Source organism: Micromonospora globbae, from assembly GCF_003610785.1.
GTDB classification, from domain to species: Bacteria; Actinomycetota; Actinomycetes; order Mycobacteriales; family Micromonosporaceae; genus Micromonospora; species Micromonospora globbae.
Map to the genome: position 1 here is coordinate 1 of NZ_RAQQ01000048.1, position 15,295 is coordinate 15,295.

10 protein-coding genes are annotated in these 15,295 nt (G+C 74.5%); 6 read left to right on the plus strand and 4 right to left on the minus strand.

What is annotated here, in order from left to right; genetic code table 11:
* On the plus strand, positions 1 to 182 hold a 182-nt coding region (locus tag D7I43_RS31240), incomplete at its 5' end, for an IS30 family transposase (protein WP_147427361.1).
* A 108-nt stretch (positions 183 to 290) separates the two neighbouring features.
* Here the strand turns inward: D7I43_RS31240 and D7I43_RS31245 are convergent.
* Together D7I43_RS31245 and D7I43_RS31250 are read right to left on the minus strand one after the other, a co-directional pair.
* A complete protein-coding gene (locus tag D7I43_RS31245; protein ID WP_120332161.1) occupies positions 291 to 2,774 on the minus strand; it encodes a DNA gyrase/topoisomerase IV subunit A in 2,484 nt (827 codons plus the stop codon).
* Positions 2,775 to 2,826: 52 nt separating this feature from the next.
* A complete protein-coding gene (locus tag D7I43_RS31250; RefSeq protein ID WP_120332162.1) occupies positions 2,827 to 4,884 on the minus strand; it encodes a DNA gyrase/topoisomerase IV subunit B in 2,058 nt (685 codons plus the stop codon).
* Positions 4,885 to 5,421: 537 nt separating this feature from the next.
* Between D7I43_RS31250 and D7I43_RS31255 the strand changes: the two genes are divergently transcribed.
* Both D7I43_RS31255 and D7I43_RS31260 read left to right on the plus strand, forming a co-directional pair.
* The gene (locus tag D7I43_RS31255) at positions 5,422 to 5,979 is read left to right on the plus strand and encodes a class I SAM-dependent methyltransferase (protein ID WP_240033303.1); all 558 of its coding nucleotides are present in this window, start codon (positions 5,422 to 5,424) and stop codon (positions 5,977 to 5,979) included.
* A 117-nt stretch (positions 5,980 to 6,096) separates the two neighbouring features.
* A complete protein-coding gene (locus D7I43_RS31260) occupies positions 6,097 to 7,356 on the plus strand; it encodes an SGNH/GDSL hydrolase family protein (protein ID WP_120332164.1) in 1,260 nt (419 codons plus the stop codon).
* A 43-nt stretch (positions 7,357 to 7,399) separates the two neighbouring features.
* Here the strand turns inward: D7I43_RS31260 and D7I43_RS31265 are convergent, their stop codons facing one another.
* Together D7I43_RS31265 and D7I43_RS31270 are read right to left on the minus strand one after the other, a co-directional pair.
* The gene (locus D7I43_RS31265) at positions 7,400 to 8,203 is read right to left on the minus strand and encodes an alpha/beta fold hydrolase (RefSeq protein ID WP_120332165.1); all 804 of its coding nucleotides are present in this window, start codon (positions 8,201 to 8,203) and stop codon (positions 7,400 to 7,402) included.
* Between the two features lie 18 nt (positions 8,204 to 8,221).
* Positions 8,222 to 8,809, minus strand: coding sequence for an NADPH-dependent FMN reductase (locus D7I43_RS31270; protein WP_120332166.1), 588 nt, complete (start codon positions 8,807 to 8,809; stop codon positions 8,222 to 8,224).
* A 122-nt stretch (positions 8,810 to 8,931) separates the two neighbouring features.
* On the opposite strand from D7I43_RS31270, the gene D7I43_RS32905 reads away from it, so the two are divergent.
* From D7I43_RS32905 to D7I43_RS31285, 3 genes are all read left to right on the plus strand, one after another.
* A complete protein-coding gene (locus D7I43_RS32905; protein ID WP_158610196.1) occupies positions 8,932 to 12,369 on the plus strand; it encodes an AfsR/SARP family transcriptional regulator in 3,438 nt (1,145 codons plus the stop codon).
* 152 nt (positions 12,370 to 12,521) lie between these two features.
* Positions 12,522 to 14,174: a carbamoyltransferase family protein gene (locus D7I43_RS31280; RefSeq protein ID WP_120332167.1), complete on the plus strand. Its 1,653-nt coding sequence runs from the start codon at positions 12,522 to 12,524 to the stop codon at positions 14,172 to 14,174.
* On the plus strand, positions 14,171 to 15,184 hold the full coding sequence (locus tag D7I43_RS31285) for a glycosyltransferase family 2 protein (protein WP_120332168.1): 1,014 nt from the start codon (positions 14,171 to 14,173) through the stop codon (positions 15,182 to 15,184). The genes D7I43_RS31280 and D7I43_RS31285 overlap by 4 nt, the downstream gene beginning before the upstream one ends.
* Positions 15,185 to 15,295: the final 111 nt, after the last annotated feature.

Consider the following 15,295-nt stretch of genomic DNA (forward strand, 5'->3'; position numbering starts at 1 on the left):
GCGGCACCAACGAGAACACCAACGGGCTGCTACGCCAGTACTTCCCCAAAGGCAGCTACGACTTCCGCACCATCGACCAGACCGGCCTGGACGAGATCGCCCACGAACTGAACACCCGACCCCGCCAAACGCTGGGCTGGGCCACCCCAGCCCAGCGACTAGCCGAACTCATCGCGCCCTAACAATTGCACTCACCACTTGACGCCGCCCGGCGTGTCGGGGCAACAACTTCATGATCACCGGGGCGACCCCGGACCGGCGCGGGGGGCCGGGGGGCAGGGTGGGGTGGGTCAGTCGCGTTCGATCAGGTGGCCCACCACGGTCGGGCCGAGCATCACGGCGAAGCCGGAGCCGTCCCGGCGCGGGTCCGCGGCGGGCAGTTCGACCGGCTCGCCGTTCGCCGTCGAGCCGACCGGGCGCGGCCCGATCCAGGCGACCACCACGTCGGTCTCGCCCTTGAGGAAGCGCTGCGCCCGCACGCCGCCCGTCGCGCGGCCCTTCGCCGGGTACGCCGCGAACGGCGTCACCTTGACCGTGGCCCCCGTCGACGTGACCACCATCGGCTCCCCGTGCGACGGGTCGTCGGTGCGCACCGCGCCGAAGAAGACCACCTGGGCCGGGTCGGGCAGGTTGATCCCGGCCATGCCGCCGCCCCGAAGGCCCTGCGGGCGGACCAGCTTGGCCGGGAAGCGCAGCAGGGACGCCTCGGAGGTGACGAACGCGAGCGTCTCCGCGCCGTCGGTCAGCCACGTCGCCCCGACCACCTCGTCACCGTCGCGGAGGCTGATGACCTCGAACTCGTCGGCGCGGACCGGCCACTCCGGCGCGCAGACCTTCACCACGCCCTGCCGGGTGCCGAGCGCGAGCCCCGGAGAGCCCTCCCCGGCCGGCCCGAGTGGCGCGAGGCCCACGACGGTCTCCCCCGCCTCCAGGGGCACCAGTTCGGCGGCGGACATCCCGCCACGCAGCGAGACGGTGCCGGACTGCTCGGGCAGCACCGGCAACGGCAGCACGTCGATCTTGAAGGCACGGCCGGCACTGGTCACGAGCAGCACCCGCCCCCGCGCGGTGGAGGGCACGACGGCGCGGACGACGTCATGCTTCACCCGGCCGTTGCGGCGGCGCCCCTCGGCGGCCTCCTCGGACTCCGCCGCCGTGCGGGCCACCAGGCCGGTCGCGGAGAGGATGACCTGGCAGGGGTCGTCGGCCACCTCCAGCGGGCCCGCCGGGGCGGACGCCGCGAGCACCTCCTTGAGGTCGCCGTCGACCAGGGTCGTACGGCGCGGGGCGCCGAACTGCTTCACCACGGCGGCCAGCTCGTCCGAGACCAGCTTCCGGAGCACCTTCGGGTCGTCCAGGATGCGCGACAGGTCGGCGATCTCGGCCCGCAGCTTCTCCTGCTCGGCTTCCAGTTCGAGCCGGTCGTACTTGGTGAGCCGCCGCAGCGGGGTGTCGAGGATGTAGGTCGCCTGGATCTCGGAGAGCTTGAACCGGCGCATCAGCCCTTCCTTGGCCGACTGCGCGTCCTCGCTGCCGCGGATCAGCTTGACCACCTTGTCGATGTCGAGCAGGGCGATCAGCAGGCCGTCGACGAGGTGCAGCCGCTCCTCCCGCTTGCGGCGGCGGTAGGAGCTGCGCCGGGTCACAACCTCGTAGCGGTGGGCCAGGAAGACCTCGAGCAGTTCCTTCAGCCCCAGCGTCCGCGGCTGCCCGTCGACCAGCACGAGGTTGTTGATGCCGAAGGACTGCTCCAGCGGCGTGAGCCGGTAGAGGTCGGCCAGGAGCGCCTGCGGGTTGACCCCCACCTTGCACTCGACCACCAGCCGGGTGCCGTTCTCGCGGTCGGAGAGGTCCTTGACGTCGGCGATGCCGGTGAGCCGCTTGGTCTTGGTCACCTCGTGCGTGATCGCCGCGATGACCTTCTCCGCGCCCACGCCGTACGGCAGCTCGACCACCGTGATCGCCTGCCGGCCACGGCTGCCCTGGAGCGGGCCGATCTCCACCTTGGCGCGCATGCGGACGACGCCCCGCCCGCTCTCGTACGCCCGGCGCACCTCGTCGAGGCCGAGCAGCAGGCCGCCGGTGGGCAGGTCGGGGCCCGGGACGAACTCCATGAGCTTGTCCAGCGAGGCGTCCGGGTGGTTGATGAGCCAGCGGGCGGCCTGCACGACCTCGGCGAGGTTGTGCGGGATCATGTTGGTGGCCATGCCGACGGCGATCCCCGACGCGCCGTTGACGAGCAGGTTGGGGAACGCGGCCGGGAGCACCGTCGGCTGCGTCAGCGAACCGTCGTAGTTCGGCTCGAGGTCGACGGTGTCCTCGCCCAGCTCGCCGACGAGCAGCATCGCCTCGCGGGACATGCGCGCCTCGGTGTAGCGCGCCGCCGCCGGCCCGTCGTCGGGGCTGCCGAAGTTGCCGTGACCGTCCACGAGCGGCACGTTGAGCGAGAAGTCCTGCGCCAGCCGCACCATGGCGTCGTAGATGGGCGCGTCGCCGTGCGGGTGGTACTTACCCATCACGTCGCCGACGATCCGGGCGGACTTCACGTGCCCCCGGTCGGGGCGGTGCCCCTGCTCGTACATCGACCAGAGGATGCGCCGGTGCACCGGCTTCAGGCCGTCGCGAGCGTCGGGCAGGGCGCGGGAGTGGATGACCGAGAAGGCGTACTCCAGGTAGGAGTCCGACACCTCGGTGACCAGCGGGTTGTCGAAGACCCGCGCGCCGGCCCGGTCGAACGCGGACAGGTCGACCTTCGTTTCCTTGCGGCGTGCCATGCTCAGTGTTCCCCTCGGGTGGACCCGGTGCTCATGCCGTCCCGCCGGCGGCTCATGCGTCGATCGCCTCGCGGTCGACCCGGTCGGCGGACTCGATCAGCCAGTTGCGGCGCGGCTCGACCTTCTCGCCCATCAGCAGGTCGAGGATCCGCTCGGCGGCGTCGACGTCGTCGAGCGTGATGCGCCGCACCGCCCGGGTGGCCGGGTTCATGGTCGTCTCCCAGAGCTCGTCGGCGTCCATCTCGCCGAGGCCCTTGAAGCGCGGGACGGGCGTCACGATCTGCTTGCCGGCCTTCTCCAGCCTGCGGACCGTCGCCTCCATCTCGGCCTGCGTGTACGTGTAGATCGTCTCCGGGTTGCGGCCCTTCGTGGTGATCTTGTGGAGTGGCGGCATCGCCGCGTACAGGCGGCCGGCCTCGATGAGCGGCCGCATGTACCGGGCGAAGAGCGTGATCAGCAGCGTCCGGATGTGGGCGCCGTCGACGTCGGCGTCGGCCATGATGAGTACGCGGCCGTACCGCATCGCGGACAGGTCGAACGTACGCCCCGAGCCCGCGCCCAGCACCTGCACGATCGCCGCGCACTCGGCGTTGTCCAGCACCTGCTGGAGGTTCGCCTTCTGGACGTTGAGGATCTTGCCGCGGATCGGCAGCAGCGCCTGGTACTCCGAGGAGCGGGCCATCCGGCTCGTGCCGAGCGCGCTGTCACCCTCCACGATGAACAACTCGCTGCGCTCGATGCCGGTGGCCCGGCAGTCGACCAGCTTCGCGGGCATCGACGCGCCCTCCAGCGCCGTCTTGCGGCGGGCGGCGTCCTTCTGCTGCTTCTGGGTGAGCCGTACGCGCGCGGCGTCGACGATCTTCTGGAGCACCGTGCGCGCCTCGGCGCGCGTCTTCCGGTCCTCCAGCCAGGACTTCAGGTGCTGCTCCACCAACTGCTGCACCACCTTCGTGATGCCGGCCGTGGAGAGTTCGTCCTTGGTCTGGGAGGTGAACTGCGGCTCGGGGATGCGCACGTGCACCACGGCCGTCATACCCTCCAGGACGTCGTCCAGGGTGGGCGCGTCCTCCTTGGCCCTGAGCAGGCCGCGGGTGTTGCGGGCGGCCTCGGCCAGGGTGCGGGCGAGGCCCCGCTCGAAGCCCTTGCGGTGGGTGCCGCCGTGCGCGTTGCGGATGGTGTTGGTGAAGCACTCGACGGTGCGCTCGTAGCCGGTGCCCCACCGGAAGGCGATCTCGACCTCCGCGCGGCGCTGCACGTTGGACTGCATGACGCCGTTGGCGTCGGCCGCGTTCTCCCGGTACGTCCCCTCGCCGGTGACCAGCAGCGTGCCCGACACCGGACGGTCGCCGGCCGGGGCCAGGAACTCGACCATGTCGGTGAGCCCGTTGGGGAAGTGGAAGGTCTCCTCCACCGGCTCGGCGCCGGTCAGGTCGCGCAGCAGGTAGGTGACGCCGGGCACCAGGAACGCCGTGTTGCGCATCTTCATCCGGACGGACTCGACGTCGAGCGCGGCGCCCGTCTCGAAGTAGCGCGGGTCGTGCCACCAGCGGATGAGGGTGCCGGTGGGCTGGCGACGCTTCATCGCCCCGACCACCTGCAGGCCGGGGCCCGGGGTGAACGGGGCGTCCGGCCCGTCGCCGTCGAAGATGCCCGGTACGCCGTGGCGGAACGACATGGCGTGGATCTTCCCGTCGCGGCGCACGGTCACGTCGAAGCGGCGGGAGAGCGCGTTGACCGCGGAGGCGCCCACACCGTGCAGGCCGCCGGACGTCTTGTAACCCGAGCCGCCGAACTTGCCGCCGGCGTGCAGGCGGGTCAGCACCAGCTCGACGCCGGAGAGGCCGGAACGCGCGTGCACGTCGGTGGGGATGCCGCGGCCGTCGTCGTCGACCTCCACCGAGCCGTCGGCGTGCAGCGTCACCACGACCCGGGTGGCGTGACCGGCCACACCCTCGTCGGTCGCGTTGTCGAGGATCTCGTTGACGAGGTGACCCACGCCACGGCTGTCGGTGGAGCCGATGTACATGCCGGGCCGCTTGCGGACGGCGTCCAGCCCCTCGAGGTGCGTGAGGTCGTCGGCCCCGTACAGGGTCTCAGGCTCTGCGGTCAACGGGTCGTACTCCCAGGTCTCGGCGGTGTGGTGCCGCTCGCCGGCGGGTCATGCCGGCGCGGCGCGCCGCAGCGAGCCTAGCCGGATGCCCCGACAACCCCGCGCGACCCGCCGCGCGACGAGGCGGCCGCGGGTGTGTGCGCAGGCGGTCGGCGGTACGCGACCCCGCCCGTCCAACACCAACCCCCACCGCCAGATTCCACCGGCCCCCTCCCGCCCCCTCCCGCCCCCACCCCCACCCCCCGACTCCCGGTGATCATGACGTTGGCGGGGCGAAATGTCCGGTTCAGGCCCGCCAACGTCATGATCAGCGTGGGAAGGGCGGGGAGGCGGCGTGGGAAGGGCGGGGAGGCGGCGCGGGACCGCGGGAATGGTCGGCCGGCGCTACGCTGGCCGGCGGTCGCGCCCGCCCCCGGGCGCCGGCGAGCCGGGAGGGCACGGCAGGACCAGGAGGCGACGGCGCGGCTGTCGGCCGAGGCGCTGGCCGCGGGCGATCCGACCGGCTGGTTCGAACGGCTCTACACGGAGGCCGAGCGGGTGGACTCCACCGTCCCCTGGGACCGGGAGTCCCCGCACGGCCTGCTCGTCGAGTGGGCCACGGCACGCGAGCTGTCCGGGGCCGGCCGCCGCGCCCTGGTCGTGGGCTGCGGCTACGGCCGCGACGCCGAGTACCTGGGCCGGCTGGGCTTCGCCACCACGGCCTTCGACATCTCCCCCACCGCCGTACGGGTGGCGCGGGAGCGGCATCCCGGCTCGCCCGTCACGTACGTGACCGCGGACCTGCTCGACCCGCCCGCCGACTGGCGGCGCGGCTTCGACCTGGTGCTGGAGAGCATGAACGTGCAGGCCCTGCCGCCGCGGGTGCGCGAGGCCGCGTTCGGCGCGGTCGGCGAGCCGGTGGCCCCGGGCGGCACGCTGCTGGTCATCGCCGCCGGACGGGAGGACGAGGAGGACCCGCCCGCCGCACCGCCCTGGCCGCTGACGCGCGGGGAGATCGACGCCTTCGGCCGCTCGGGCCTCACACCGGTGCGGGTGGAGGATCTGCGCGACACCGGGATCCTGCGCTGGCGCGCGGAGTTCCACCGCCCCGCCTGACCCGCCCGCCGGGGCCCCGACCCCGTCCCAGACGCGGGGCATTGACGGGTGTCACATCGGAGTGGTCTGATCCATCGCAGAGGATCTTTCACATTTCGATGGGCAGATGGGGGACGAATGTCCAGATTCCGTCGTACCGCCCTGGTCGCGGCGCTCGCCGTCACCACGGCCGCGCTGTCGACCGCCGTCGCGCTGCCGGCTCCCGCCTCGGCCGCGCTGCCCACCGCCGCGGTGGCCCTCGGTGACAGCTTCATCAGCGGCGAGGGCGCCGGCGCGTACACGCCGGTGGTCGACGTCAACGGCGTCGCGCAGGGCTTCCCGGGTTGGACGGCGCCGAACAGCAACGCGTACTTCTGTCACCGCTCGGCCAACGCGTCGCTGCACCGGGCCGACCTCCCCGGCATCCAGGCCCGGTTCAACCTGGCCTGCTCCGGCGGGCAGCCGCACGACATCGCGACGGCATCCGCGGCACGCGCCAAGGGCCGGCAGGTCGCGGCCCAGCTCGACCAGCTCCGCACGGTGGCCCGCACGCACGACATCGACCTCGTCCTGGTCGGTCTCGGCTCCAACAACAGCTCGTTCACCTTCGGCGACGTGGCGGACAAGTGCGCCAACCGGTTCATCGCCGACGCCTGGACCGGCTGGTGGGAGTTCTGGGCGTACCTCAACGGCCCGGTGCCGCAGGACCCGTGCAGCGACGCCGACCTGGCCACCTCGGCGCAGTTCGCCGCGGCGACCGCCGAGACGGTCGCGGCCGTACGCCAGCTGCTGGCCACCCTCGACGAGGTCGACGCCGACGGGCAGCACCGGGTCGTGCTCCAGGACTACACCAACCCGCTGCCCGTCGACCTGCACCCGAACTTCCACTCAGAGGACGGCCGGGACGACACCCGGGACAAGTTCCGCGCGCTCGGCGCCGAGCGGTACGCCGCGGGGTGCCCCATCCACCGGGCCAGCCTGCTGCCCGGCCACCACTTCTCGCAGGGCCTCGGCACGCTCGTGAAGTCCACGCGGGACACGCTCGCCGCCGAGTTTCCCGGCGCCGATCTGGTCTACCTCAACGTGCAGCGCGCGTTCGACGGCGCGCGGCTGTGCGAGTCGGCGGCCAGCCCGACCGGCGCGTTGGCCACCCCGATCAGGCTCCAGGACGACCCGCCGAACGGGGTCTTCGTGACGAGCCTCTCCGGCAAGGACAAGATCGCCATCCAGCGGATCGCCAACACCTGCGCCACGTACTTCCAGACCTGCCAGGAGTCGTGGCACCCGAACGCGGCGGGGCACCAGGTGCTCGGTCGGTGCCTCACCGGGGCGGCCGCCACGGCGGCACGCGCCGTCTCGTGCGTCCGCGCCGCCGACGGGTCGGTCACCGTCTCCTGACGACGCGGGGCCCCGCCGGTCCGGCGGGGCCCCGCGCCCGTCGTCACGCCGTCGCCGGCACCTCGGTGGTGAGGAAGCTCTCCGCCATGCCCGCCACCCACTCGGCGCGGTGCACCAGGGTGACGTGGGTGGTGCCGGGCAGGACGGCGAGCTGGCACCGGGGCAGCCCGACGTTGTCGCCGGCCACCCCACCGCCCAGCAGGCGGAACACCTCCACCGCGTGCTCCGGACGGATGATGTCGGAGTCGCCGATCATGACGAGCGTCGGCGACGCCAGCGCGGCGACCGCCTCGTCCGGCACCTCCGGCAGGTTCTGGTCCATGTCCTTGACCCGCTCCACCAGGATCGGGAAGTCCTCCGGACGCGGCGCGAGGCGCAGGTAGTCCGTGTGGAACGGCGAGCCGTGCAGGTGCTCGGGCTGGAGCAGGGCGATGCCGTCCAGCAGCCCGGGGTGCATGCCGGAGATCTTCGTGGCGATCGAGAGCAGCACCAGCCGGTCGACCAGGTCGGGGTGGTCGACGCCGAGCCGCAACGCGGCCGCGGCGCCCATGCTGTAGCCGAGCACGTCCACCTTCTCCAGCCCGAGGTGGCGCAGCAGCGCGGCGCAGTCCTCCGCGAGCTGCTCGACCCGCAGCGGACGGTCGATGTCGGCGGTACGACCGTGCGCCTGGGCCTCGACGGCGATCACCTGGCGGGTCCGGGCGAGCAGCGGCAGGATCGCCCCGAAGTCGGTCTCGATGTTGGAGAGCGCGCCGTGCACGAGCAGCAGCGGCTTGCCCTCCCCGTGGATCTCGTAGTACATCTCCAGGCCGTTGACGGGCGCGTACCCGGTCGTCGTGGCGGTCATGTCGGTTCCTTCCAGGTCTCAGGGTCGGTAGGGGCGGCGGGCGCGCGCCTCCCGCAGCGCGTACGCCCACCAGGAGAGCCGGTCGAGGACGCTGTCCGCGGCGGCGACGCACTCCGACGCGGGGCGGGGCCAGCCGCCGTCTGCCGCGAACTCGTCCCAGTAGCAGGGCAGGACCACGGTGTCCCGGATGGTCACCGCGTGCACCTCGGTCAGCACCTGGCGGAGCTGTTCGGTCGCGTACCGGCCGCCGGACTCGCGGCCGTAGCTGACCACGGTCACCGGCTTGGCGCACCACTGGTCGTGGTACCAGTCGATGGCCGTCTTCAGTGGCGCCGGGAAGCCCCGGTTGTACTCCGGGGTGACCAGCACGAACGCGTCGGCGGCGGCCAGTCGGGGCGCCAGGGCCCGCACCGGCCGGGGCAGCTCGTCGTCGAGGTCCGGAAGGGTCTCCGGCAGCCCGGCCCGTGCCAGGTCGACGAGGTCGACGTCCCACTCGGGACGCCGCCGGGCCCGGCCGACGAACCACTCCGCCACGGTGGGGCCGAACCGTCCGGCCCGCGTGCTGCCGACGATCACCACCATCCGCAGCGTGCCGTTCTCCGCCATCGCGACCTCCGCCGTGCCGGACCTCCTGACGGGACTCAGCGTGCCGGGCGCCGCTTACGGACCGCTTCAGGTCGGCTTACGACGTCCCCCCGGGATGCCGTCCCGGCCCGTAAGGTGGGCGCGTGCGGTTCGCGGTGCTGGGCCCGGTGGCGGTCACCACCGACGACGGGACGCCGGTACGGGTGCCGGGGCTCAAGGTGCGGACCCTCCTCGCCGACCTGCTCGCCCACCACGGCACCGCCGTCTCCACCGACCGCCTCGTGGCGGACCTGTGGGGCGACGCCGCCCCCGCGAACCCGGCAGCCGCCCTCCAGGTGCGGGTCTCCCAGCTGCGCCGCGCGTTCGAGGAGGCGGAGCCGGGCGGACGGGACCTGCTCGTCTCCCGGCCGCCGGGCTACCTGCTGCGGGTCGGCCCCGGCGCGCTCGACGCCATCCGCTTCACCGACCTGGCCGAGCGGGCCGCGGTGACCTCGGATCCGCGCCCCCGCGCCGAGTTGCTCGCGGAGGCACTGCGGCTGTGGCGCGGCGAGCCGTTCGCCGACTTCGCCGACGAGGAGTTCGTCCGCCCCGTGGCCGTCCGCCTGGCCGAGCAGCGCCTCGTGGCCCTCGAACAGTACGTGGAGGCCCGCCTCGACCTCGGCGAGCACGCCGGCGTGGTCGGCGAACTGGCGGACCTCGTGGCCCGCCACCCGCTGCGGGAACGGCTCCGGGCGGCGCAGGTGCGCGCGCTCTACCGGGCGGGACGCCAGTCCGAGGCCCTCGCGAGCTACGCCGACCTGCGCTCGCGGCTGGCCGAGGAGCTGGGGCTGGACCCGGGCCCGGAACTCGTCGCCCTGCACCGCGCGATCCTGACGCAGGACCCGGCACTGACGGTGGCGGCTCCACCGGCCGCGGCGACGGTCACCGTAGCGACCGCGCACACCGCGAGCGCGCACACCGAGAACGCGACGGACCGGGCCACGCAGGGCGGGACCGCGCCGGCCGAAGCCGCGCAGACCGCGACCACGCCGGCCGAAGCCACGCGCACCGAGACCACGCCGGCCGGAGCCGCGCAGACCGCGACGAACGGGGAAGCGCTCAGCGACACCGCGACGAACGGGCCCGGGGCGCGGCGGCTGGCGGGCAATCTCCCGGTCGCGTTGACCGACCTGGTCGGACGCGACGAGGCCCTCGACGACGTCCGTGCGGCGGTGTCGGACAACCGGCTCGTCACCCTGACGGGCGCGGGTGGGGTCGGCAAGACCCGCCTGGCCCTGGAGACCGCGCGTCGGCTGGGCGACGACTTCCCCGACGGCGTGTGGCTCGTCGAGCTCGCCGGTGTGGCGCGTGGCCCGGAGCCGCCGCTCGCGGAGCGGATCGGTGCGGTGCTCCAGATCCGCGACGACACGACCGGCGGGCCGCCCGTACCGCTCGCCGACCGGCTGGCCGCCGCGCTGGCCGGCCGGCGGCTGCTGCTGGTGCTCGACAACTGCGAGCACGTCGTGGACGCCGCCGCCGAGCTGAGCGCGCACCTGCTGTCGGTCGCCCCGCACCTGCGGATCCTCGCGACGAGCCGGGAGCCGCTGGGGCTGTCCGGCGAGGTGGTGTGGGAGGTGCCGCCGCTGGAGGTGCCGGACGCGGCGGCCGCCACCGATCCCGGCCGGCTGGGCGCCTTCGGGGCGGTGCGGCTCTTCGTGGCCCGGGCGTCCGCCGCGTCCCGCGGGTTCACCCTGGACGGCGGGAACGCCGCGGCGGTGGCGCTGCTCTGCCGCCGGCTCGACGGCATCCCGTTGGCGCTGGAGCTGGCCGCCACCCGGGTCCGCGCGCTCGGCGTGCAGGGGCTGGTGGACCGCCTCGACGACCGGTTCCGGCTCCTGGCCACCGGCCACCGGGGAGCCCCGCCGCGCCAGCGCACCCTCACCGCGATGATCGACTGGAGCTGGCAGCTGCTCGGCGACGGGGAACGCACGGTGCTGCGCCGCCTCGCGGTGCACGTCGACGGGTGCACCCTCGCGGCCGCCGAGGCGGTCTGCGCCGACCGCGAACTGGCCGGCGAGGACGTCTTCGAGGTGCTGGCCCGTCTCGTGGACCGCTCCCTGGTCCGGCTGGACGACCGCGTCGACCCGCCGCGCTACCGGCTGCTGGAGTCGGTGGCCGCGTACTGCGCCGACCGGCTGGCCGAGGCCGGCGAGACCGACCTGGTACGCGAACGGCACGTGCGCTGGTACACCGAGTTCGCCGAAGCGGCGGCGACCCGGCTGCACGGGCCGGCGCAGCGGGAATGGCTGCGCCGGTTGGACGCCGAGGCCGCGAACCTCCGCGCCGCCGCCGACACCGCGGTCCGCACCGGTTCCGCGGACCTCGCGCTCCGCCTCGCCGACGCACTCGCCTGGTACCGCTTCCTGCGCGGCCGGCTCGGCGAGGCACGCCGCGCCCTGGACGACGCGCTGGCGCTTCCCGGCGCGACGGCACCGTCCCTGGTGGCCAGCGCCCGGGCCTGGCGCGCCGGGCTGGCGATGCTGCGCGGCGACGGCTGGCCGGCCGACCGGGCGGCCGTGCTGCGTGACCTGGCCGGCGTGACGCCGCCGTCCCGGCGCGGCCGGGCACACTGGTTCCTGGCGATGGGCGCCACCGACCTCGGCGAGGGCGACGTCGTCGACGAGCTGGTCGGGCAGGCGCTACGCGACTTCGAGACCGCCGGTGACACGTGGGGGGTCGCGGCGGCGCTGACGGTACGGGCGAAGTTGGCCCACGTGCGCGGCGACCTGGCCGGGCTCGACGAGGCCGCGCGGCGCAGCGCCGAACTCTTCGCGCGCCTCGGCGACGCCTGGGGGCAGCTCCAGGCCGGCGAGTGGCTCGGCGCGCTGGCCGAGCTGACCGGCGACTACGCCGAGGCGGTCCGGCGGCACACCGAGGGGCTGCGGATCGCCGAGGAGATGGGGCTCTGGTCGGACGCCTGCGGCCGGCTCTGCTGGCTGGGGTGGCTCGCCCTCGAACAGGGCGACCCGTCGCGTGCCCGCGAGTTCGGCGAACGGGCCGTGCGGCTCGCCGGCGAGCAGGGCCTGTACGGGGTCGAGGTCTTCGCCGACCTGGTGCTCGGCTTCGCCGCCCGCCGGGAGGGCCGGCTGGACCTCGCCGAGGAGCGGCTGCGCCCCCTGCTGCGCACCGCCGGCCCGGACGGCGGCCACGCGCTGCACGTGTCGATGGTCCTGGTCGAGCTCGGGTTCATCGCCGAGCACCGGGGCGACGCCGGGCGGGCCCGGTCGCTGCACCGGCAGGCGCTCACCGTCGCCGGCGAGCAGGACGCCGTGCGCGACCAGGCGTACGCGTTGGAGGGGCTCGCCGGCGCCGCGGCGCTGGACGGGGCGTACGCCGAGGCGGCGCGGCTGCTCGGGGCGGCCGAGGCGCTGCGCGCGGAGGCGGGCCTGCCGCCCAGCGCTACGGAACGGGACGAGGTGGAGCGGATCCGGGCCGGCGTCCGGGCGGCGCTGGGCGCGGAGGCGTTCGTGGCCAACGTGACGGACGGCCGGGGCCTCTCCCCCGCGCGGGCCGCCGGCCTCGCGCCGTCCCCCGCCGGCTGACCGCACCGGCGCCGGTCGCCGGGCACCGGAATTCGATCTCGGACAGCGATCTTCCGATGACGTACGGTCACATCTCTCCACTTTCGACGACCGTCGAGGGAGAAGTCGATGATCTAGAGGTTAGGCGGAGAAGTCGAGGGTAGGGGACCTGCATGCGGGTCCTCGGAATCAACGCGATCTTTCACGACCCGGCGGCCGCCCTGGTGGTCGACGGACGGGTGGTGGCCGCCGCCGAAGAAGAGCGGTTCAGCCGCCGCAAGCACGGCAAGCGCCCGGTCCCCTTCTCCGCCTGGGAGCTGCCGGAGCTGTCCGCCGCCTGGTGCCTGGCCAGCGCGGGCATCGGCGTCGACGAACTCGACGCCGTCGCGTACTCCTTCGACCCCGCGCTCTGCCGGGACCAGGAGAGCCTGGGGCTGGCCGACCCGTGGGACTGGCTGCGCGTCGAGTACGCCACGCGCGCGCCCCAGTTCCTCGCCGCCGCGCTGCCCGGACTCGACCCCGCCAAGGTGCGGTTCGTCCCGCACCACGTCGCGCACGCCGCGTCCGCCGGGCTCGCCGCGCCGACCGCCGGCGACGACACCGCCGTGCTCGTCCTCGACGGGCGCGGCGAGGTGGCCAGTCACCTCGCCGGCCGGTACGACGGCGGCGAGCTGCGGTCCCTGCGGACGCAGGAGCTTCCGCACTCGCTCGGCCTCCTCTACGAGGACCTCACCCGGCACCTCGGTTTCCTGCACTCCAGCGACGAGTACAAGGTGATGGCGTTGGCCTCGTACGGACGGCCCCGGCACCTCGGGCTGCTGCGCGACCTGGTCCGGGTCACCGACGACGGCGGGTTCACCGTCGACCGCGTCGAGTGGGCGAGCCTCACCAAGCCGCGCGAACCCGACGGCGAGATGACCGAGGACCACGCCGACCTGGCCGCGAGCGTGCAGACGCGGATCGAGGAGGTCATCCTCGACCTCGCCCGCTGGCTGCACGACGCGTCCGGGGGCGCGTCCACCCTGGCCATGGCCGGCGGAGTGGCGCTCAACTGCGTGGCCAACGCCCGGGTCGCCGCGGAGGGCCCGTACGAGCGGGTGTGGGTGCAGCCGGCCGCCGGTGACGCGGGCACGGCGCTCGGCGCCGCGCTGCACGTCGCCGGCGCCCTCGGGGACCGGTCCGTCCCGATGCCCGGCGCCGACCTCGGCCGCGGCTGGTCCGACGAGGAACTGGAGGCGGAGCTGCGCCGGGCGGCGCTGCCGTACACGCGGCCCGCGTCGATCGCCGCCGAGGCGGCCCGGGTGCTCGCCGACAACGGGATCGTCGCCTGGTACCAGGGGCGCAGCGAGTACGGCCCGCGCGCCCTCGGTCACCGGTCGCTGCTCGCCCACCCGGGCGACCCGGCGACGACCGCCCGGATGAACGACGTCAAGGGCCGCGAGCAGTTCCGCCCGATCGCCCCGATGGTCCGCGCCGAGCGGGCCGCCGACATCTTCGAGGGGCAGCTGCCCAGCCCCTACATGCTGTTCGTGCACCGGGTGCGGCCCGAGTGGCGGGACCGCATCCCCGCGGTCACCCACGTCGACGGCACCGCCCGGGTGCAGACGGTCTCGCCCGACACCGAGCCGCTCGTGGCCGAGCTGCTGGCCGAGTTCGAGCGGTTGACCGGCCTCCCGGTCGTCGTGAACACCTCGCTGAACACCGCCGGCCGTCCGATGGTGGACACCCCTCGGGAGGCCATGGAGCTGTTCGGCTCGGCACCCGTGGAGCTGCTGGCGCTCGGGCCGTTCGCCGTGCGCCGGGGCGCGCTGGGCGGTGGCCGGTGATCAGCATCGTGGTCCCGACCGTCGGGCGGCCCAGCCTCGCGGTGCTGCTCGACGCGCTCGCCGGTCAGCTCGACGACCTGCCGGGCGTGGAGGTGCTGCTGGTCGACGACCGGCGCGGGGACGCCGGGGAGCTGGCGGTGCCGGGGACGCTGGCCGCGTACACCAAGGTGCTGACCGGGCGCGGCGCGGGCCCGGCAGCGGCCCGCAACGCCGGGTGGCGCGCCGCCCGGGGCCCCTGGGTGGTCTTCCTCGACGACGACGTGGTGCCGGCCGGCGACTGGGCCCGGCGGCTGGTCGCGGACCTGGCCGTCGGTGACCGGGTGGGCGGCGTGCAGGGCGCCGTGCGGGTGCCGCTGCCGGCGCACCGCCGGCCGACCGACTGGGAGCGGGGCACCGCCGGCCTGGCCGAGGGCGTGTGGATCACCGCCGACATGGCCTACCGCCGCGACGCCCTCGCCGCCGTCGGCGGCTTCGACGAGCGCTTCCCGCGCGCCTACCGCGAGGACGCCGAGCTGGCGCACCGGGTGCGGTCCGCGGGTTGGAGACTGGTCCGCGGGCGGCGGGTGGTGACCCATCCGGTACGCCCGGAGAGCCGGTGGATCAGCCTGCGGACCCAGCGCGGCAACGCCGACGACGCGCTGCTGCGCCGGCTCTACGGGCCGCGCTGGCGCAGCGACCTCGGGCTGCCGCCCGGGCGGCGGCACCGGCACGCCGCCGTCACCACGGCCGGCGTCCTGGCCCTGGTGGGCGTGGCGCTGCACGCCCGGCCGCCACGGCACGCCGCGTCGCGCGGGGCGCTCGGCGTCGCGACCGGCGTCGCGGCCCTGGCCTGGGCGGCCGGCACCGCCGAGTTCGCCCGGGCCCGCATCGCGCCCGGCCCGCGCCGCGCCGACGAGGTCACCACCATGCTCGTGACCAGCGCGCTGATCCCCCCGCTGGCGGTCACCCACTGGCTCCGCGGCTGGTGGCGCAGCCGGGGCGTACGCCCGGGGGGGGGAGTGTCAAGTTAACGGCTGATCTTGGTTGTTGAGGTCAGTGGTTGGCCGGGGTGAGCCGGCCCTCGAAGGCGATCTGGAAGGCGTTCAGCGGTGCTTTCCAGCGCATGGTCCAGCGGCGGCGGC

Coding starts and splice junctions, on each gene's coding strand:
- D7I43_RS31245 (WP_120332161.1), bottom strand. CDS start 2,774: ATGGCACGCCGCAAGGAAACGAAGGTCGACCTGTCCGCGTTCGACCGG.
- D7I43_RS31260 (WP_120332164.1), top strand. CDS start 6,097: ATGTCCAGATTCCGTCGTACCGCCCTGGTCGCGGCGCTCGCCGTCACC.
- D7I43_RS31265 (WP_120332165.1), bottom strand. CDS start 8,203: ATGACCGCCACGACGACCGGGTACGCGCCCGTCAACGGCCTGGAGATG.
- D7I43_RS31270 (WP_120332166.1), bottom strand. CDS start 8,809: ATGGCGGAGAACGGCACGCTGCGGATGGTGGTGATCGTCGGCAGCACG.
- D7I43_RS31280 (WP_120332167.1), top strand. CDS start 12,522: ATGCGGGTCCTCGGAATCAACGCGATCTTTCACGACCCGGCGGCCGCC.